This window comes from Dorea longicatena, assembly GCF_025150085.1.
Lineage (GTDB): Bacteria > Bacillota > Clostridia > Lachnospirales > Lachnospiraceae > Dorea_A > Dorea_A longicatena.
In genome coordinates this window covers 2,614,223-2,632,934 of record NZ_CP102280.1, presented here as the reverse complement: position 1 = coordinate 2,632,934, position 18,712 = coordinate 2,614,223, and the positions used below count along the sequence as shown (strand labels likewise).

The window sequence follows — 18,712 nt, the reverse complement described above, 5'->3', positions numbered from 1 at the left end:
ATCGTTAAAATATGCTAATATTTATATAGAATACGGTTTGGATCACAGACCAGCAACATATTTAATTTTTTAAGGAGGAATCTAATATTATGATTACCTGGAACAACTTAGATACCCTTACATCATTCAAAGAACTTGAGAACGTAGAACGTGTAGATCTTGTAAATGCAATGGCAGGAGAAAACGGAGCCGAAAGAGTAAAGAATTACAGCGTTCCGATGGCAGAGGGACTTACTTATAACTATGCTGCAAAGCAGGTTGACGATAAAGTGTTGGCAGCACTTGCTAAATTAGCAGATGAAGCTCAGCTGACAGAAAAATTCGAAGCACTCTATAACGGAGAAGTGATCAATACAGGAGAGAAACGTCTGGTACTTCATCACATGACACGTGGACAGCTTGGAGAAGCTGTAGAGGCTGACGGAGTGGACAAGCGTACATTCTATACAGAACAGCAGGCTAAGATCGCAGATTTTGCAAATAAAGTACATGCAGGAGAGATCACAAACGGAGCCGGTGAGAAATTTACAACGGTTGTACAGATCGGTATCGGTGGAAGTGATCTCGGACCTCGTGCAATGTATCTTGCACTTGAGAACTGGGCTAAGAAGAATGACACATTCAAGATGGAAGCCAAATTCATCAGTAACGTAGACCCTGATGATGCGGCAGCTGTACTTAATTCTATCGATGTTGCACATTCTATCTTCGTACTGGTATCAAAATCAGGAACAACACTTGAGACATTAACCAATGAATCATTTGTAAAAGATGCACTGAAGAATGCGGGACTGGATGCTTCTAAGCACATGATCGCTGTTACAAGTGAGACATCTCCACTGGCTAAGAGTGACGATTATCTTGCAGCATTCTTCATGGATGACTATATCGGAGGACGTTATTCTTCTACATCTGCAGTTGGAGGCGCTGTATTATCTCTGGCATTCGGACCGGAAGTATTTGCACAGTTCCTTGATGGTGCTGCAGCAGAAGATGCACTTTCTAAGAATAAAGATGTATTCAAGAACCCTGCAATGCTGGATGCACTGATTGGTGTATATGAGAGAAATGTATTGGGATATCCAAGTACGGCCATACTTCCATATTCCCAGGCACTGAGCCGTTTCCCTGCACATTTACAGCAGTTGGATATGGAATCTAACGGTAAATCTGTCAACCGTTTCGGTGAGCCGGTTAACTATCCTACAGGACCGGTCATCTTCGGAGAGCCTGGAACAAACGGACAGCACTCATTCTATCAGTTACTGCATCAGGGAACGGATATCGTGCCGTTACAGTTCGTTGGATACAAGAACAGCCAGATGGAAACAGATGTTGTGATCCAGGATAGTACAAGCCAGCAGAAACTTTGTGCAAATGTAGCTGCCCAGATCGTTGCATTTGCATGTGGTAAATCCGATGAGAACCGTAATAAGAATTTCGAAGGCGGACGTCCATCAAGCATCATTATCGGAGAGCAGGTAAATCCGGGATCTCTCGGTGCACTTCTTGCACACTTTGAGAATAAAGTTATGTTCCAGGGATTTGTATGGAATGTGAACAGCTTTGACCAGGAAGGTGTACAGCTTGGTAAAGTACTTGCAAAACGTGTACTTGCACACGAGACAGAGGGTGCACTGAAGGTGTTCAGTGATCTGTTGAATATCTAATAAATTAAAGAAGCAATCACTTGTTAGTGTGATTCAATAGTGGTATGATAGTGCTGTTAGGCAGAAATGTCTGTTTGACAGCACTATTTTTTTGATGAAAGGAAAATAAAGACGTGACCTATAAAGAAGCGAGGGTATATTTGGACGAGATGTCGAAATACGGAAGTGTACTTGGCTTAGATACGATTCGAGGTCTGTTGCGTGAACTTGGGAATCCCCAGGATGATCTGAAGTTCATACATATTGCAGGAACGAATGGAAAAGGATCTGTGCTTGCATACACTTCAATGATATTAAGTAAGGCAGGATACAAAACCGGGCGATATGTTTCACCGACAGTCATTTCTTATCTGGAGAAGATACAGATAGATGGGAAATGGATCTCTGAATCAGAATTTGCAGAGATCATGGAAGAGATAAAAGAAGCAATTGACCGGCTTGTATGTAAAGGAGAACCTGTTCCGACAGTGTTTGAAGTAGAGACGGCGATGGCTTTTTTGTATTTTAAGAAACAAAAATGTGATCTGGTTGTATTGGAAACCGGTCTCGGCGGAGAGACAGATGCGACGAATGTAATTAAGAATACAGTTTGCGCAGTATTTGCAACGATCAGTGTTGATCATCTGGGGGTGATCGGAGATACCCTGGAAGAGATCGCACAGACGAAATCCGGGATCATCAAACCGGGATGTACGGTAGTGTCAGCAAGACAGCAAGAGAATGTCAGACTGATCCTGCGAAAGAAAGCAGAGAGTCTGAACTGTATATACACAGAAGCAGAGCCGGAACAGATGAGTATCGAAAAAGAAGATTATAAAGGACTTACATTTTCATATAAAAAATATGCGCATATGCAGAATCACATTGCAGGAGAGTGCCAGAGAGAAAATCTTTCTGTGGCACTGGAAGTAATTGAAAGCCTCAGGAAGCTGGGATATCAGATTGAGGAAGGAGCAGTGAGGGACGGTCTTGATGCAACGAGATGGGCGGGACGTTTTACTTGTCTGTCTGAAGATCCGGTTGTGATCGTAGATGGTGCGCATAATGAAGATGCGGCGAAGAAGCTTAGGACATCCATTGAACGGTATTTTACGGGAGAGGAACTTATCCTGATCATGGGTGTATTTAAAGATAAAGAATATGAGAAGATCGTACAGATTCTGTGTCCGTCAGCAAAGCGGGTGTATACGGTAGATCTGCCGAATAAGAAACGTACACTGCCGGCAGAGAAGCTTGCAGAATGTGTAAGAGACTGTATGACAGAACAGTTGAGCGTGTACGCAGAAAAGAGTATTGGAGATGCCGTTGCAAAAGCGTACACTTATGCAACAGAAGACAGTGGGAAACGCGTGGTGATCGCATGTGGTTCATTGTCATATCTAAGTGAAGTAATCCGGTGTATGGAAGGATGTGTACAGAATCCGCAGAGAAAGGAAAGAATATGATAGATCATGAGAAGATAGAACAGGCAGTGCGGCTGCTTCTGGAAGGAATGGGAGAAGATGTGAACCGGGAAGGACTGATTGATACACCGGACCGGATCGCAAGAATGTATGAAGAGATATATGGAGGTATGGATGAGGATGCAGGAAAACATCTTTCTAAGACATTTACCGTTGACAGTCATGAGATGGTAATAGAGAAAGATATTACATTCTATTCGACATGTGAGCATCACCTTCTGCCATTTTATGGGAAAGCACATATTGCTTATATTCCGGATGGGAAAGTTGTAGGATTAAGCAAACTTGCCCGTACCGTGGAGGTATTCGCAAGAAGACTGCAGCTTCAGGAACAGCTTACCGGACAGATTGCTGATGCTTTGATGGAGCATATGCAGCCGGAAGGGGCTATCGTTATGATCGAAGCAGAGCATATGTGTATGACAATGCGTGGGATCAAGAAGCCGGGAAGCCAGACTGTGACAATTGCAAGACGCGGTGTATTTGAGACAGATCCGGTACTGGAAGAGAGATTTTTCCGGATGCTTGGACGATAAAAAGAAAGAGATACAGATGTAGATGAAAAGAGTAACAGAAAGACAAAAAGGGATGCCCCGTCTGAATGCGGTGGTGAATCATGAAGTGTATCAGACATACTATAAGCGTATCTGTGAATGTGAGACGGATAGGGTATTCTGTTGTCATCAGATGAACCATCTTCTGGATGTGGCAAGAATTGCTTACATTAAGAATCTGGAAGAAGGACTTGGATTCGATAAGGAACTGATCTACGTAGCGGCGGTGCTGCATGATATTGGCAAATCTTTTCAGTACAGACAGCAGATTCCGCATGAGATTGCAGGAGAGAGAATAGCAAGGCGGATATTGGATTCTCTTCCGACTGGTTTTACATTTACGGATGAAGAAAAAGCACTGATCTGTCTGGCAGTCAGGGGACACCGAAGACGGCATGAGCATATGAAGCCGATAGAGGAACTGTTCTATGAAAGTGATAAACGTTCCAGAATGTGTCTTTCCTGCATGGCAGAGAAGAAGTGTAACTGGAATGAAGAAGAGAAAAATATGGAGATAATAATATGATCATAGGTGGAAAGAATTTTGATACAGCAAATCATACATACATTATGGGAATCCTGAATGTGACGCCGGATTCCTTTTCCGATGGAGGAAAGTTTAACGGAATGGATGCGGCAATTGCACATGCACACCAGATGGTTGAAGAAGGTGTAGATATCATTGACGTAGGCGGGGAATCTACGCGTCCGGGACATATCCAGATCACGGATGAAGAAGAGATTGCAAGAGTGACGCCAATTATTGAAGTGCTTAAGAAAGAATTTGATGTACCGGTGTCGATCGATACCTACAAAAGCCATGTCGCAGAGGCTGCACTTCAGGCAGGTGCAGATCTTGTCAATGACATCTGGGGATTAAAATATGACAAGAAGATGGCAAGTGTGATCGCAAAGTATCAGGCTGCATGCTGTCTGATGCATAATCGGGAAAAGGCGGAATATCAGGACTTTTTGAAAGATTTCATGGATGATATGAAAGAATGTGTAAGACTTGCAAAAGCAGCAGGCATTGAGGATGACAAGATCATCCTTGACCCCGGTGTCGGATTTGGAAAGACTTATGAGATGAACCTGGAGATTATCGATAAGATGGAGATATTAAATGAACTTGGATATCCGGTATTGCTCGGAACATCACGAAAATCCGTAATCGGACTGACGCTGGATCTTCCGGTGACGCAGCGGGAAGAAGGTACGATGGTTACGACCGTATATGGGGTACAGAAGGGATGTGCATTCGTACGCGTCCATGATGTAGAGAAAAATAAGAGAGCCATTCAGATGACGAAAGCAATCATGCGGGGACACGAAGTATAGAAAGAGTGAGGAATGAGATGAAACCGGACAAGATAAAGATAGAAGATCTGGAAGTATTTGCCAATCATGGTGTGTTTCCGGAGGAAAATGTACTGGGGCAGAAATTTGTGGTGTCTGCGGTTATGTATACGGATACCAGACGGGCAGGACTGACAGATGAGCTGACTGCATCTATCCATTATGGAGAAGCAAGTGCATTTATCACAGAGTATTTGAAAAGTCATACGTTTAAGCTTCTGGAGAAGGTTGCGGAAGGACTGGCAGAGGAGATGCTGGTGCGTATAGCAGGTCTGCAGAAGGTGCAGATTGAGATCAAGAAACCGTGGGCACCGGTCGGACTGCCGCTTAAGACGGTCAGTGTAGAGATTGAGCGTGAATGGCATACGGCATATATTGCGCTCGGATCGAATATGGGGGATAGCAGAAGCATTTTGGAAGCCGCGGTACAGGCGCTGGATGAGATGAAGAATACAAAGGTGGAGAAGGTATCGACATTTATCACGACACCTCCGTACGGAGTGACGGATCAGCCGGATTTCTTAAACGGTTGTCTGAAGCTTTCGACATTATTATATCCGGAAGAGTTATTAAAAGAGCTGAACCGAATTGAAAAAGAGGCAGGAAGAGAACGAATCATACATTGGGGACCGAGAACGCTGGATCTGGATATTATATTTTATGATGATCTGGTTGCAGAGACGGATACTTTATGTATTCCACATGTGGAGATGCATAAGAGAGCGTTTGTACTGGAGCCTTTGCATGAGATTGCACCTTATAAACGTCATCCGGTGTATGGGAAGACGGTCAGAGAGATGCTGGAAGACCTTCGGAAATAGAATGACAGAGCATGAACAGGACAGTAAATTTACAAAAAATAAAAGACAAGATGGGGAAAACAAGATGGATATTCAGGAGTGGATTATATTTGCAATCGAACTGATCGGAACAGTAGCGTTCTCAGCATCGGGGGCAATGGTTGGAATTGAGTGCAGCATGGATATATTCGGAGTGATCGTGCTTGGTGTGTCAACGGCAGTTGGCGGAGGTATGGTTCGTGATGTTATACTTGGGAAGGTGCCATCGGCACTTCTGCATCCGGTATATGTGATCTATGCCGTACTTGCTGCGGTGCTTGTGTTTTGTATTATATATTTCCGCAGGAAATATCTGCAGGATGGTTTTGGTGAGGTCTATGATAAACTTATGTTGGCAATGGATTCTGTAGGACTTGGAATCTTTTCGGCAATGGGAGTGACAAAAGGTATCAGCTGCGGCTATATCGATAATACATTTCTGCTGGTCTTCCTTGGTACAATGACGGGAGTCGGAGGAGGACTCTTGCGTGATACGATGGCAGGAGTTGCGCCGTATATATTTGTGAAACATATTTATGCATGCGCATCCATTGCGGGGGCGTGGATATGTGTGATCATATACAGAAGTTACGGAGAACTTCCGGCGATGGTGGTGTCATCACTGATCGTTATGCTGATACGTTTTCTTGCGGCTCATTACAGATGGAATCTTCCAAGGATCGGAGAGTAAAAATCCGGGAAGGCAAGGAGTATTTTGCAAGATGAGATGAAAAAATATGCAAAATCATGGAAAATTATACTTGACATTTGAAATGACAGGTTTATAATAAGGACTTGTAAAAAACACATATAGTTCACCGAAATTCGTTGATGAGAACAATGCCGTATCTATCGTTATTTCACAGAGAGCCTGCGGTTGGTGGAAGCAGGTAATAAGCAGATAAGGATATCCTCTCTAAGAAGCGGGTTGAAAGCAATATCAAAGTAAACCTCGCCGGTATCCCCCGTTACAGGGAGCATGTATGATGGTACGTGAATGAGAGCTGTAGAAAGATTCTACAGAATTAGGGTGGTAACGCGGATAGATTTCGTCCCTTTTCAGAGTATATTCTGGAAAGGGATTTTTTTTGGTGGACAGTGATTGCTTAAAGGAGGAGAAGAGTAATGAAAGCATTACAAAAAGTAAGCAAATTTTTATCAGACTACACGTCAATTGTTGTAATCGCAATCGCAGTGGTTACATTTTTCCTTCCGTCTATGATGGGCTGGGTAAATCTGGCACTGTTCACAGACATGGTATCGAACAAGTTCACATGTCAGTCTATTATCATTGGTATTATCATGTTCAGTATGGGACTGACACTTACAACGGAAGATTTTAGGATTCTTGCACAGCGTCCATTTGACATTTGTGTTGGTGCGGTTGCGCAGTATCTGATCATGCCATTCCTTGCATTTGCGCTTTCAAAGGTATTGAATCTGCCGGATGGAATCGCACTTGGGCTGATTCTTGTAGGCTGCTGTCCGGGAGGTGTATCTTCCAACATCATGTCTTATCTGTGCGGCGGGGATGTAGCCTTTTCCGTAGGAATGACAACAGTATCCACATTGGTCTCACCGGTTATGACACCACTCATGGTATCTTTACTGGCAAGCGGTACACAGATCACGATCAAGGGACTTCCGATGTTCGTATCAATCATTGAGACTGTTATCCTTCCGGTTGGTGTTGGATTTTTATTAAATTATCTGTTGGGAAAGAATAAAACATTCCGGGAACTTCAGAAAGTTATGCCGGGAGTTGCTGTTCTCGGACTTGCATGTGTTGTCGGCGGTGTGGTATCTTCACAGGGAGCCAAGTTCTTCCAGTCAGGTGTTGTGATCTTCGTAGCAGTATTACTGCACAACGGACTTGGATATCTGCTTGGATATGGAGCAGGAAAACTGGTTGGTATGAATACGTCAAAGAAGAGAACCATTTCTATCGAAGTAGGTATGCAGAATGCCGGACTTGCAACGAATCTTGCAACTACAACTGCCCAGTTTGCATCTACACCGGAATCTGCAATTATCTGTGCGGTATCCTGTACATGGCATTCCATCTCAGGAACTCTGTTAGCCGGATTATTTGCAATGCATGACAAACGAAAAGAAAAAGTTGCCGGAAATGCAGAGGCAGCAGCACATTAAGCTGCTTTCGGAATGTGTGAAGCAATAAATTATAGAATAGAAACAAAAAAGAAACAACACGGGATGTGCTGTTTCTTTTTTTTGTGTGCGCCAATATGGATAAAGATTATCAACGAAATAAAAAAATAATTTAAATAAAATATTGACTACCGGTCATTTTTGGCTATAATAATAAATGCATAAAGAAAATAAGAGGAGATGGAAATAATGGTCAAAGTTGGCAAATGGATTGCCAAGCACAGAATACTGATGTTGATAATTGGAGTTTTATTAATTATTCCGTCAGTAATCGGCATAGCAAAGACGAAAGTAAATTATGACCTGCTGAGTTACCTGCCGGATCACCTAGAGACGGTAAAAGGGCAGGATATACTGGTAGATGAATTTGGAATGGGTGCGTTCTCCATGGTCGCGGTTGAGAACATGGATATGAAAGACGTACAGAAGCTGGAAAAAGAATTTGAGAAAGTGCCACATGTACAGGATGTACTCTGGTATGACGATGTGACAGATATCAGTCTTCCGACTGAGATGCTCCCAAAAGATATCAGAAAAGCGTTTATCAATGGAGATGCCACGATGATGCTGGTATTGTTCGATGATACGACATCGTCCGATAATTCCATGGAGGCACTGACACAGCTTCGTAAGATTGCGAATAAACAGTGTTTCATCAGCGGTATGACAGGTATCGTTACAGATATTAAGAACATTGCAATGAAAGAACTTCCAATCTATGTAGTAATTGCAGCACTTCTGAGTCTGGTAGTTCTGGAGATTACATCAGGATCATTTGTTGTTCCGTTTCTGTTCCTGTTAAGTATCGGACTTGCGATTCTGTATAACCTTGGAAGTAATATTATACTTGGTGAAACTTCTTATATCACACAGGCATTGACAGCAGTCCTGCAGCTTGGTGTAACGATGGATTATTCCATCTTCCTTCTGAATAGTTATGAAGAGAATAAGAAGAGATTCCCTGGCGAGAAAGAAAGAGCCATGGGGCACGCGATTGCTAACACATTCAAATCAGTAGTCGGAAGTTCCGTTACTACCGTAGCCGGATTCATCGCACTGTGTGTTATGACATTTGCACTCGGACGTGACCTTGGTATTGTAATGGCGAAAGGTGTTGTGATCGGCGTTATCTGTTGTGTAACGATCCTGCCGGCACTGATCCTTGTATTTGATAAGCCGATTGAAAAGACAAGACACAAATTACTGTTAAGCAACATGGATCGTCCATCCGCTTTTATCACAAAGTATTATAAAGTATGGATCGTAGCATTTCTTGTATTATTACTTCCTGCAATTTACGGTAATAATCATACAAAGATCTACTACAACATTGCAGATTCACTTCCTGCAACACTGAACAGTAATGTATCGATCAAAAAAGTAAAAGATGACTTTGGTACAAGTAACATGCACATCGTCATGATGGATAAGAACATGAGTGCCAAAGATAAGCAGCAGATGTTCAAGAAGATCGATAAAGTAAAAGGTGTAAAATGGACCATCAGCATGAGTTCACTGATCGGTCCTAGCGTACCGGATTCCATGATCCCAAAGGATGTCCGTAAGATGATGCAGAGTAAGGATTATGAACTGGCATTCGTCAGTACGAAATATGAATCCGCAACAGATCCGGTAAATACACAGATCAAAAAGATAGATAAGATCGTAAAATCCTACGATAAGTCGGGAATGGTCATCGGAGAGGCACCTTTGATGAAAGACCTGCAGGATGTTACAGATGTTGATCTGGTTAATGTAAATATTATCTCGATCGCAGCTATATTTGTAATCATTCTGATCATTTTCAAATCGATCTCACTGCCGGTAATCCTGGTAGCGGTTATTGAATTTGCGATCATGATCAATATGGCAATCCCGTACTATCAGGGAGTCAGCCTTCCGTTCGTGGCAAGTATCGTTATCGGTGCGATCCAGTTAGGAGCAACCGTTGACTATGCAATCCTGATGACGACAAGATATCAGAAAGAACGAAGCCGTGGAAAAGATAAGATGGAAGCAATCAGCATTGCACATAAAACGAGTATGCCGTCCATCATCAGCAGTGGACTTAGCTTCTTTGCTGCAACATTCGGAGTTGCCTGCTATTCTCAGGTTGAAATGATCGGTTCGATTTGTACATTGCTTGCAAGAGGAGCCATTATCAGTATGGTAGTCGTGCTTCTGGTATTGCCGGCAATGTTCATGATATTTGACAAATTAATCTGCAAGACATCCATCGGATTTCTTGGGAAAAAGGCAAAAGCACAGACAAGTGAAGCAAAGTAACCTGTTATTAACAATCCATGATAATTAAGAAAGGAAGCAGGAATTATGAATAAGAACAGAAAAATGAAACGAAAAATTGCAGCATCTGTAGCAGTCGGAATGTCAGTGATGATGGGTGTGACACCAGCTTTTGCGGCAAGTGGAACTTCAGACAGTGATGTATATAAAGAAGAAACAGTATACGTGAATGCCAAGGCAAGTGGTAAGACGGATAAGGTAACCGTATCTAACTGGCTTAAGAATTCCGGAAGCGTATCCGGCAATCTGGAAGATGAAAGTACACTGAGCGATATCAAGAACGTAAAAGGTGATGAAAAATATACCGCAGACGGAGATAAGCTGACATGGACTACTGATAGCGAGGATATCTACTATCAGGGAACGACAGATAAGAAACTTCCGGTATCTGTTAAATTAAAATATTACCTGGATGGAAAAGAGATGAAACCATCTGAGTTAAAAGGAAAGAGCGGACACCTGAAGATCACGGTGGATTATAAGAATAATGAAAAGAAGAATGTATCTGTAGACGGAAAAGATACAGAAGTATATACACCATTCGTCATGATGACAGGTATGATCCTTCCGAATGAGACATTCAGTAATGTAACAATTGATAACGGCAAGATCATTTCTGATGGTAATAAGAATATCGTAGTCGGATTCGGAATGCCGGGATTAAAAGACAGCCTGAACTTAAGCAGCGAAGAGACAGACAAAGTTACAATTCCGGAAAGCTTAAGTATCGAAGCCGATGTAAAAGATTTTACAATGTCTTCTACTTATACTGTTGCATTATCTGATCTGTTAGATGATGTGGATATGGACAGTATCGTAAATGTAGATGATCTTCAGAACGCTCTGGATGATCTGGAGGATGCGGCACTTCAGTTAGTAAGTGGTTCCGATACACTTGCAGATGGAGCAGGAACACTTGCAGATGGTGTGAACAGCTATACAGAAGGCGTTGATACATTGAACGCCGGCATCCAGAAATACCTTGGTTCTAACGGAGAGCTGAATGGCAGCGTCACAGAGTATGTGAATGGTGTAAACAAAGTTGTCAAAGGTGTACAGGATTATACAAGTGGTGTGAATACACTTGCAGACGGTGTGAGCAGTTATGTAGACGGCGAGAAGCAGCTGGCAGTCGGAGCTTCACAGCTGACACAGTTAAGTACAGGACTGAAGCAGGTACAAAGCGCTATCTCACAGCTTGAAGCTGCAACAGATGGTAAGGGTGCAACGACAGAAGACCTTCAGGCAGCATCCAAAGCACTGGCGGCAGGAACTGCACAGATGAAAGCAGCACTTGGAACAGAAGAAGTAAAGAGTCTGATGTCTCAGGTAAATTCTATGGTAACAACCGGAAATACGCTGATGGAAGAGACGAAGACATTAAGCGGAACACTTACGGAAGGTATCGAAAAACCACTTACAACAATCGGCCAGACATTACAGAGTATGCAGGAATCCTTGAAAAATATAGATGCAGCTCAGACAGCATTACAGAATGCATGCAAGAATATCAATGAGGTAGTTGCTTCTGATAATCAGACGATTAAGGCTGCAAAGACAGCAGCGAAGAACAGTTCCGATTCTATTGCAGCATCTATAAAAACACTGGAAGCAAAGTATGCAGGAATTTCAGATAAGAATTCCGAAGAAGCAAAACAATTACAGAGTTCGATCAGTGCACTGAAGAGCGCAAAAGCTTCCACAGATTCCGTACAGAATCTCAAAGAGTTAACAGGCATTGATACTACAAAGATGCCGACAATAGATGTAGATTCATTAAAAGCCGGTGCTGCAACGATCATGACAAATGCAGCTACATTGCAGAAATCTTCGGAAGCATTGTCAAAAGCTCTTCCGGAATTGAAAAAACAGTTGAAGAGTATCGAAGATGCAGAAGGTGTTCTTGCACAGGCAGGACAGTTAAGTACACTGACAGGAAGTGTAGATCAGTTAAATGCAGGTATGCAGGGACTGAACAGTGCGATCGGAACACTGCACAGCAATCTGGCAACATTGAATAATGCAACATCCGCTCAGTTCCCGACAGCAATCCGGGGAATCACAGCATTGAATAAAGGATTCGCTCAGTTAAGCGGATACAATGATTCCCTGGTAAGCGGTGCAAATAAACTGAAATCCAACAGTCCGACATTAGTAGCCGGTGTCAATACACTTCAGAGTGGAACGAATCAGTTGGCAAGCGGACTGAACACACTGGGAAGCCAGATGTCTTCCGGATCTGCAACACTTGCAGCCAACAGCGGTGCACTTAGAAGCGGAGCTTCCGAACTTCAGTCAGGGGCAAAAGAACTTGCAGAAGGCATGGCGAAATTTGACAAAGAAGGAACAAGCAAGTTGAAGAGCACCGTGGAAGATGAACTTGGTGATGTACTTGACAGAATCGATGTACTGACATCAGAAAATTGCAAATATAGTACATTCAGCGGTAAAGATAAAGCAATGGATGGTAATGTAAAATTTGTGATTGAGACGGATGCGATCGAGTAAATAATATGAATATGAAATAAAAAGAATCACAGGTGGAAGAGGATGAAGTAATATGTTCCCTGTTAATTAGACGAGGGGCGTATTACTTCATCCTCTTCCGTTTGTGATTCTTTTTTTATTTTTTCAACATTCTCCAGAGAGTGCTTCTGCTTATGCCAAGACGTTTGGCAGTTTTTTCTTTATTCCCATGTTCTTCGGCAAGAACCCATTGTATGATTTGAGAAGACGATAAATTAGTCTTATTATCTTTCCTTGAAATTTCCTCGGTATAGTGCTAAAGTATACTAAAAAGGTATGATTTAGCGAGTGCGTGAAAAAACATGCACTAAGGAGGAAAATTCATGAATGAATACAGAATAGGAACAAAATGTGTACAGGGCGGATATACTCCGGGAAACGGAGAACCAAGACAGATTCCGATCGTACAGTCAACAACATTCAAATATGCAACCAGTGAAGATATGGGAAAATTATTTGATCTGGAAGCGTCAGGATATTTTTATTCCAGATTGCAGAATCCGACTAATGATATGGTTGCGGCAAAGATTGCAGAGATGGAAGGTGGAACGGCAGCGATGCTGACTTCATCCGGACAGGCAGCCAATTTCTTCGCACTGTTCAATATCTGTGAGTGCGGAGATCACATTGTAGCATCTTCATCCATTTACGGTGGAACATTTAACCTGATCGATGTAACGATGAGAAAGATGGGAATCGATGTAACATTCGTGTCACCGGATGCAACAGAAGAAGAGTTAAATGAAGCATTTAAGCCAAATACAAAAGTAATGTTTGGTGAGACAATTGCCAATCCAGCACTTACCGTACTGGATATTGAATTATTTGCCAAAGTGGCACATGCACATGGTGTGCCGCTTATCGTAGATAACACATTCCCGACACCGGTCAACTGCAGGCCGTTTGAATGGGGAGCAGATATTGTAACTCATTCGACTACAAAATATATGGACGGACACGGAGCTGCACTTGGCGGTGCAATCGTAGACAGCGGAAAGTTTGACTGGATGGCACATGCAGACAAATATCCGGGACTTTGCACACCTGATGAAAGCTATCATGGAATTACATATGCGGAGAAATTCGGCAAAGAAGGTGCATTCATTACCAAATGTACGGCTCAACTGATGCGAGACTTTGGATCTATGCAGTCACCACAGAATGCATTTATCTTAAACCTTGGTCTGGAATCCCTGCATGTACGTATGCCGAAGCACGTAGAGAACGGGCAGGCAGTTGCAGAGTTCCTGGAAGCACATCCAAAGGTAGCATATGTGAACTATTCCGGACTTCCTTCTAATAAATATTATGAAAGAGCACAGAAATATCTTCCAAACGGCGGATGTGGAGTGGTATCGTTTGGATTAAAAGGTGGAAGAGAAGCAGCATCTATCTTCATGAAGACATTAAAGCTTGGTGCGATCGAGACGCATGTAGCAGATGCAAGAACCTGTTGTCTGAATCCGGCAACGTCTACACACAGACAGATGACGGATGAACAGTTGAAAGAAGCAGGAGTACCGGCTGAACTGATTCGTATCAGTCTTGGTCTGGAAGATAAAGAGGATCTGATTGCAGATATTTCGAATGCGTTGGATGCAATTTAAGGTAGAATTGAAAGAGTAAGGCAAAATTCCGAAAAAACTTACATAAATATATTGATAATGCCTATAAGTGGATGCACTTATAGGCATTATTAACTTGAAAATAATTGGATTCAAGTCTATACTATTCAATATAGATAAAATTTATTAATGGGAGGAAAAATATCTATGAAAAAGAAATTGATGTCTGTCCTTCTTGCGGCAGCCATGGTTGCATCAATGGCTGTAGGATGTGGATCAGACAAAAAGGCATCTTCTGACTCTGGGGATACAAAGAAGACAGAGAGCACAGAGAAGAAAACAGAGAGTAACCAGATCTTATTTAACGGATCATCTACATTAGCACCGGTTATTACATCGATTGCGACAGATTTCTTCGACACATATGGAACATGGGATGCATATGATTCATCACTTCCAAAAGAAGACATTGCCATCTATGTATCAGCAGGTGGATCCGGACAGGGAACAAAAGCAGTCATCGATGGAACTTCTACATTTGGTATGGTGGCAAGAAGTGTAAAAGATGAGGAAAAAGAAGCAATTAAAGACGAAAAAGAATATCAGGTAGGTATTGATGCATTAACAATCGCTGTTAATCCTGAAAACCCTGTAACAGGTGTTCTGGATGATCTTTCAACAGAGCAGATCGTTTCATTATTCTCAGGTAAATATGCAACATGGAAGGATCTTGATCCTTCTCTTCCTGATGAAAAGGTTGTAGTGATCACACGTGATATCAATGGTGGGGCACATGAAGTATTCCAGAAGAACATCATGGGTGATACAGAGGTATCCAGCGAAGCAATTCAGGCATCTTCTATGGGAGAACTGGTACAGGATATCATTGATAACAAATATGCAATCGGATATGCATCATTTGGTGTTGCAAATCAGAACGCTGGTAAAGTAGTTACTCTGAAGGTAAATGGTGTAGAGCCGACAAAAGAAAATATCATTGATGGTTCTTATATTATCCAGAGACCACTTTTGATCGTTGGTTCAGGGGATCCGACAGATGTTCAGCAGGCATTCCTGGATGTTATCCTTGGAGAGACAGGACAAAAGACTGTAGAAGATATGGGATTCATTCCAATGAAATAGAAAAATATGAAAAAGGGTGTGTCGTATAGATACATCCTTTTTTTTACCAAAGTATGCAAGAAAGGACTTTGTTATGTACAGAAAAATAGCAAATACATTTTGTAAAGTCTTGATATATATGATTGCTTTTGTGGTAGCGGCACTGATGGGGATTATGCTGATACATATTTTGAAGGAAAGTATTCCGGCATTAAGAGAAGTAGGAATCAAAATGTTTCTGCCGTCATCGGAATGGCGTCCGGTAAGTGCGGCTCCGCAGTATGGTCTTCTCCCGGCTGTTACAGGTACTTTGTATGTGTCCGGACTGGCAGTACTGTTTGCGATGATATTGGGAGTGGCATGTGCCTGCTTTCTTACTTTTTTCATGCCAAAGAAACTTGCATCTGTCTGCCTGGCCTTTATAGATCTGGTAGCAGGTATTCCATCGGTAATCTTTGGCTTTATCGGATTAACCGTACTGGTAAAAGCATTTGTAAAATATCTGAAGATGGCAGCGGGACAGTGTGTACTGGTGGCAGGTATTGTACTGGGAATCATGCTTCTGCCGTATGTTGTATCGACATGTCAGGAATCACTAGTAAATGCAAAACGGACATATGAAAAATCCGGACTGGCACTTGGCTTATCAAGAGAATATGTGTTGATCAAAGTGATACTTCCGGCAATCCGGCCGGGAATTGTAGCAAGTGCGATGATGGCATTTGGACGTGCGCTTGGGGAGACGATGGCAGTAATGATGGTGATCGGTAATTCTGCAATTTTCCCGAAGCTGTTGGGACGCGGGCAGACGCTTCCGGCGCTGACAGCTCTTGAGATGGGAAGCATTGAATACGGAAGTATACATCTGTCGGTGCTTTATGTGGCAAATCTTGTGCTGCTTGTGATACTTGTTGTAGTGACACTGGCAGGGCAGTTGTTGAAGAGGAGGTTTGCAGAACATGAAAAATAAACTGACAAAGTATGTGATACGCATCCTGGCAGGGATCCTTGGAATTCTTACAATTGCAGTGACGTTGTTCTTATTCCTGTATATCTTCTGGAAGGGAAAGAATGTGATGAGTCTTTCGTTTATTCTGGATAAGCCGGCGGGGGTACCGCTTGGAACAGCAGGTGGAATCTATCCGGCACTGATGGGATCTATCTATCTTGGCGCACTTTCGGCACTCATGGGGGGAATCATCGGAATCGGTGTGGCTGTTTATCTTGTGTTTTATACAAGGAAAAGTATATTTTACCATGTGATCAGTGCCTGCATTACAGGACTGTCCGGAATTCCTTCTATTCTGTTCGGACTGGTCGGCTATACATTGTTGATCTATCAGTTTGGTCTGGGAAGAAGTCTCTTATGTTCAGCTATTTGTGTGGCTGTTATGATCGTGCCGTTTATTGCAATCCGTGCAGAAAAGATACTGAAAGAAAAGGGAACAGAATACATGAAGAATTCACTGGCACTTGGAATGTCCAGAGAATATGCGGTCATACGATTAATTCTTCCGGTCTGTGCAGTGGAATTGCTTGGAACGGTGGCGCTTGGAATGGCATACGGAATGGGAGCGGTTGCACCGATTTTGTATACGGGTGCGGTTATGGTCGCAGATGTTCCGGGAAAACTTACGGATCCATTTATGTCATTGCCGTATCATCTGTATATGCTGGTAAATAATGGATTTTCTCTGGATTATGCATATGGAACGGCGTTCGTACTGATGTTATTCTTACTGCTCATACAGATCATATGTAAATGTATTACTTATATACGAAAGGATTACTGATATGTTAACGATAGAACAGATAAGTTGTGGATTCGGCAGACAGGAGATATTGCATGATATCAGTCTTACGATACCGGAAGGAAAGATTACGGCAATCGTAGGACAATCCGGCTGTGGAAAAACAACATTTTTAAAGACATTAAACCGAATGATAGAAGAGGAGGGCGGCTTTTATAAAGGAAAGATCATTCTTGACGGCGAAGACATTAAAGGACTTTCAACGGAAGTATTAAGAACCAGAATCGGAATGGTATTTCAACAGCCGATCGCATTTCCGTACAGTATAGAGAAGAATCTGTCATACGTCCTGAAATATCATGGAATTAGAGAAGCCAGAGAAATAGAGCGGATCACCAGAGAGTGTCTGCAGAAAGCAAGACTATATGATGAAATAAAAGACCAACTGAAGAAGTCTGCAAAAAAATTATCCGGTGGACAGAAACAGCGTCTTGCCATAGCAAGAAGTTTGTGTGTGAATCCGGAAATTCTGCTGTTGGATGAGCCGTGTTCTGCGCTTGATATGAAGAATACCATTGCGATAGAAGAGACACTTCTGGAATTAAAGGGAAAATATACATTTGTGATCGTAACACATAATCTGGCACAGGCAAAAAGAATTGCAGATCAGATTATCTTTATGGATCAGGGAAGAGTACTGGAAGTGACAGACACAAAGACATTCTTTGAGCATCCGTCATCCGAACCTGCGAGAGAGCAGATACAGTATATGTAAGAGTAAAGGAGAACGTATGAGAATAGAAATTCCCGGATATAAAACGATGGATCTAAAATATCTGATTCTGGATTATAACGGAACTATTGCGAAAGATGGCATAATACCCGAAAGTGTAAAGGAACGGCTGAAAAAGCTGAGTGGAATATATGAGATTTATGTTCTGACAGCAGATACACATGGAACTGCGAGAAAGATATGTGAAGGACTACCGTTAAAGATACAGACATTTCCTGGTAATGCGGCAGCAGAAGAAAAAAGAAAAATCATAGAGCAACTGGGTGGAAAACGGTGTATTGCAGTAGGAAACGGACGGAATGACCTGCCTATGTGCAGGATAGCAGAACTCAGTGTTGGAATTATAGAGGCGGAAGGTGCGTATGGAAGACTGATTGCAAATGTTGATATCTGTACCAGATCGATAGAGGAAGCACTGGATGTGCTTGCAATGCCGAAAAGGATGGTGGCGACACTAAGGGGATAAGTTTATATCCCCTTTTTTTTGACGTTTTTATAGCAATCATGCTAAAATAGAGAAATCTACCATGTGTATGGAATATTTTGAGCCGGCAGGGACAGTAAAAAGACCAAAAACCCCGTCCCTAATGGCTGGAGAGG

The 18,712-nt window shown here is 42.4% G+C and carries 17 protein-coding genes and 1 other annotated feature; of the genes, 16 read left to right on the top strand and 1 reads right to left on the bottom strand.

Translation table 11 applies throughout. The annotated features are described in order from the left end of the window. Positions 1-89: 89 nt before the first annotated feature. The 10 genes from NQ508_RS12605 to NQ508_RS12560 all read left to right on the top strand — a co-directional run bounded on the left by NQ508_RS12605 (position 90) and on the right by NQ508_RS12560 (position 12,863). Positions 90-1,670: a glucose-6-phosphate isomerase gene (locus NQ508_RS12605; protein ID WP_006428043.1), complete on the top strand. Its 1,581-nt coding sequence runs from the start codon at positions 90-92 to the stop codon at positions 1,668-1,670. A 149-nt stretch (positions 1,671-1,819) separates the two neighbouring features. Then, entirely contained in the window at positions 1,820-3,115 is a 1,296-nt protein-coding gene (locus NQ508_RS12600; RefSeq protein ID WP_006428044.1) for a bifunctional folylpolyglutamate synthase/dihydrofolate synthase, read from the top strand. Continuing rightward, complete coding sequence (gene folE, locus NQ508_RS12595) at positions 3,112-3,669, top strand: GTP cyclohydrolase I FolE (protein ID WP_006428045.1); 558 nt, start codon at positions 3,112-3,114, stop codon at positions 3,667-3,669. Before NQ508_RS12600 ends, folE begins: the two co-directional genes overlap by 4 nt. A gap of 22 nt (positions 3,670-3,691) precedes the next feature. Continuing rightward, positions 3,692-4,213 (top strand): HD domain-containing protein, encoded by a 522-nt coding sequence (locus NQ508_RS12590; RefSeq protein ID WP_006428046.1) that lies wholly within the window; start codon positions 3,692-3,694, stop codon positions 4,211-4,213. Continuing rightward, positions 4,210-5,025, top strand: coding sequence for a dihydropteroate synthase (gene folP / locus NQ508_RS12585; protein WP_006428047.1), 816 nt, complete (start codon positions 4,210-4,212; stop codon positions 5,023-5,025). Before NQ508_RS12590 ends, folP begins: the two co-directional genes overlap by 4 nt. 17 nt (positions 5,026-5,042) lie before the next feature. Then, on the top strand, positions 5,043-5,864 hold the full coding sequence (folK, locus tag NQ508_RS12580; RefSeq protein WP_006428048.1) for a 2-amino-4-hydroxy-6-hydroxymethyldihydropteridine diphosphokinase: 822 nt from the start codon (positions 5,043-5,045) through the stop codon (positions 5,862-5,864). Positions 5,865-5,928: 64 nt separating this feature from the next. Beyond that, positions 5,929-6,573 (top strand): trimeric intracellular cation channel family protein, encoded by a 645-nt coding sequence (locus NQ508_RS12575; protein ID WP_028088091.1) that lies wholly within the window; start codon positions 5,929-5,931, stop codon positions 6,571-6,573. 128 nt (positions 6,574-6,701) lie between these two features. Next, positions 6,702-6,942 (top strand) — a binding site (T-box leader). Between the two features lie 65 nt (positions 6,943-7,007). Then, positions 7,008-8,033 carry a bile acid:sodium symporter family protein gene (locus tag NQ508_RS12570; protein WP_006428050.1) on the top strand — a complete coding sequence of 342 codons (1,026 nt, stop codon included), beginning with the start codon at positions 7,008-7,010 and terminating at the stop codon, positions 8,031-8,033. A gap of 207 nt (positions 8,034-8,240) precedes the next feature. Beyond that, positions 8,241-10,337: an efflux RND transporter permease subunit gene (locus NQ508_RS12565; protein WP_044920278.1), complete on the top strand. Its 2,097-nt coding sequence runs from the start codon at positions 8,241-8,243 to the stop codon at positions 10,335-10,337. A 45-nt stretch (positions 10,338-10,382) separates the two neighbouring features. After that, positions 10,383-12,863 (top strand): methyl-accepting chemotaxis protein, encoded by a 2,481-nt coding sequence (locus NQ508_RS12560; RefSeq protein ID WP_006428052.1) that lies wholly within the window; start codon positions 10,383-10,385, stop codon positions 12,861-12,863. Between the two features lie 115 nt (positions 12,864-12,978). Here the strand turns inward: NQ508_RS12560 and NQ508_RS14300 are convergent, their stop codons facing one another. Further along, on the bottom strand, positions 12,979-13,077 hold the full coding sequence (locus NQ508_RS14300) for a helix-turn-helix domain-containing protein (RefSeq protein WP_238024875.1): 99 nt from the start codon (positions 13,075-13,077) through the stop codon (positions 12,979-12,981). Positions 13,078-13,204: 127 nt separating this feature from the next. Between NQ508_RS14300 and NQ508_RS12550 the strand changes: the two genes are divergently transcribed. From NQ508_RS12550 to NQ508_RS12525, 6 genes are all read left to right on the top strand, one after another. Further along, on the top strand, positions 13,205-14,488 hold the full coding sequence (locus tag NQ508_RS12550) for an O-acetylhomoserine aminocarboxypropyltransferase/cysteine synthase family protein (protein ID WP_006428053.1): 1,284 nt from the start codon (positions 13,205-13,207) through the stop codon (positions 14,486-14,488). Positions 14,489-14,653: 165 nt separating this feature from the next. Next, a complete protein-coding gene (locus tag NQ508_RS12545) occupies positions 14,654-15,589 on the top strand; it encodes a phosphate ABC transporter substrate-binding protein (protein WP_022415123.1) in 936 nt (311 codons plus the stop codon). A gap of 73 nt (positions 15,590-15,662) precedes the next feature. Next, the gene (gene pstC / locus NQ508_RS12540) at positions 15,663-16,538 is read left to right on the top strand and encodes a phosphate ABC transporter permease subunit PstC (RefSeq protein WP_006428055.1); all 876 of its coding nucleotides are present in this window, start codon (positions 15,663-15,665) and stop codon (positions 16,536-16,538) included. Next, positions 16,528-17,361 (top strand): PstA family ABC transporter permease, encoded by an 834-nt coding sequence (locus tag NQ508_RS12535; RefSeq protein WP_006428056.1) that lies wholly within the window; start codon positions 16,528-16,530, stop codon positions 17,359-17,361. The genes pstC and NQ508_RS12535 overlap by 11 nt, the downstream gene beginning before the upstream one ends. A 1-nt stretch (position 17,362) precedes the next feature. Further along, positions 17,363-18,094: a phosphate ABC transporter ATP-binding protein gene (locus NQ508_RS12530; RefSeq protein WP_006428057.1), complete on the top strand. Its 732-nt coding sequence runs from the start codon at positions 17,363-17,365 to the stop codon at positions 18,092-18,094. 16 nt (positions 18,095-18,110) lie between these two features. Beyond that, a complete protein-coding gene (locus NQ508_RS12525; protein ID WP_006428058.1) occupies positions 18,111-18,578 on the top strand; it encodes an HAD family hydrolase in 468 nt (155 codons plus the stop codon). Positions 18,579-18,712: the final 134 nt, after the last annotated feature.

Excerpts from the sequence above, each read along its gene's own strand:
- NQ508_RS12525 (WP_006428058.1), top strand. The coding sequence starts at position 18,111 with ATGAGAATAGAAATTCCCGGATATAAAACGATGGATCTAAAATATCTG.
- NQ508_RS12575 (WP_028088091.1), top strand. The coding sequence starts at position 5,929 with ATGGATATTCAGGAGTGGATTATATTTGCAATCGAACTGATCGGAACA.
- pstC (WP_006428055.1), top strand. The coding sequence starts at position 15,663 with ATGTACAGAAAAATAGCAAATACATTTTGTAAAGTCTTGATATATATG.
- NQ508_RS12570 (WP_006428050.1), top strand. The coding sequence starts at position 7,008 with ATGAAAGCATTACAAAAAGTAAGCAAATTTTTATCAGACTACACGTCA.
- NQ508_RS12590 (WP_006428046.1), top strand. The coding sequence starts at position 3,692 with ATGAAAAGAGTAACAGAAAGACAAAAAGGGATGCCCCGTCTGAATGCG.
- NQ508_RS12530 (WP_006428057.1), top strand. The coding sequence starts at position 17,363 with ATGTTAACGATAGAACAGATAAGTTGTGGATTCGGCAGACAGGAGATA.
- NQ508_RS12550 (WP_006428053.1), top strand. The coding sequence starts at position 13,205 with ATGAATGAATACAGAATAGGAACAAAATGTGTACAGGGCGGATATACT.
- NQ508_RS12565 (WP_044920278.1), top strand. The coding sequence starts at position 8,241 with ATGGTCAAAGTTGGCAAATGGATTGCCAAGCACAGAATACTGATGTTG.
- folE (WP_006428045.1), top strand. The coding sequence starts at position 3,112 with ATGATAGATCATGAGAAGATAGAACAGGCAGTGCGGCTGCTTCTGGAA.
- folK (WP_006428048.1), top strand. The coding sequence starts at position 5,043 with ATGAAACCGGACAAGATAAAGATAGAAGATCTGGAAGTATTTGCCAAT.
- NQ508_RS12545 (WP_022415123.1), top strand. The coding sequence starts at position 14,654 with ATGAAAAAGAAATTGATGTCTGTCCTTCTTGCGGCAGCCATGGTTGCA.
- NQ508_RS12535 (WP_006428056.1), top strand. The coding sequence starts at position 16,528 with ATGAAAAATAAACTGACAAAGTATGTGATACGCATCCTGGCAGGGATC.
- NQ508_RS12560 (WP_006428052.1), top strand. The coding sequence starts at position 10,383 with ATGAATAAGAACAGAAAAATGAAACGAAAAATTGCAGCATCTGTAGCA.
- folP (WP_006428047.1), top strand. The coding sequence starts at position 4,210 with ATGATCATAGGTGGAAAGAATTTTGATACAGCAAATCATACATACATT.
- NQ508_RS12600 (WP_006428044.1), top strand. The coding sequence starts at position 1,820 with ATGTCGAAATACGGAAGTGTACTTGGCTTAGATACGATTCGAGGTCTG.
- NQ508_RS12605 (WP_006428043.1), top strand. The coding sequence starts at position 90 with ATGATTACCTGGAACAACTTAGATACCCTTACATCATTCAAAGAACTT.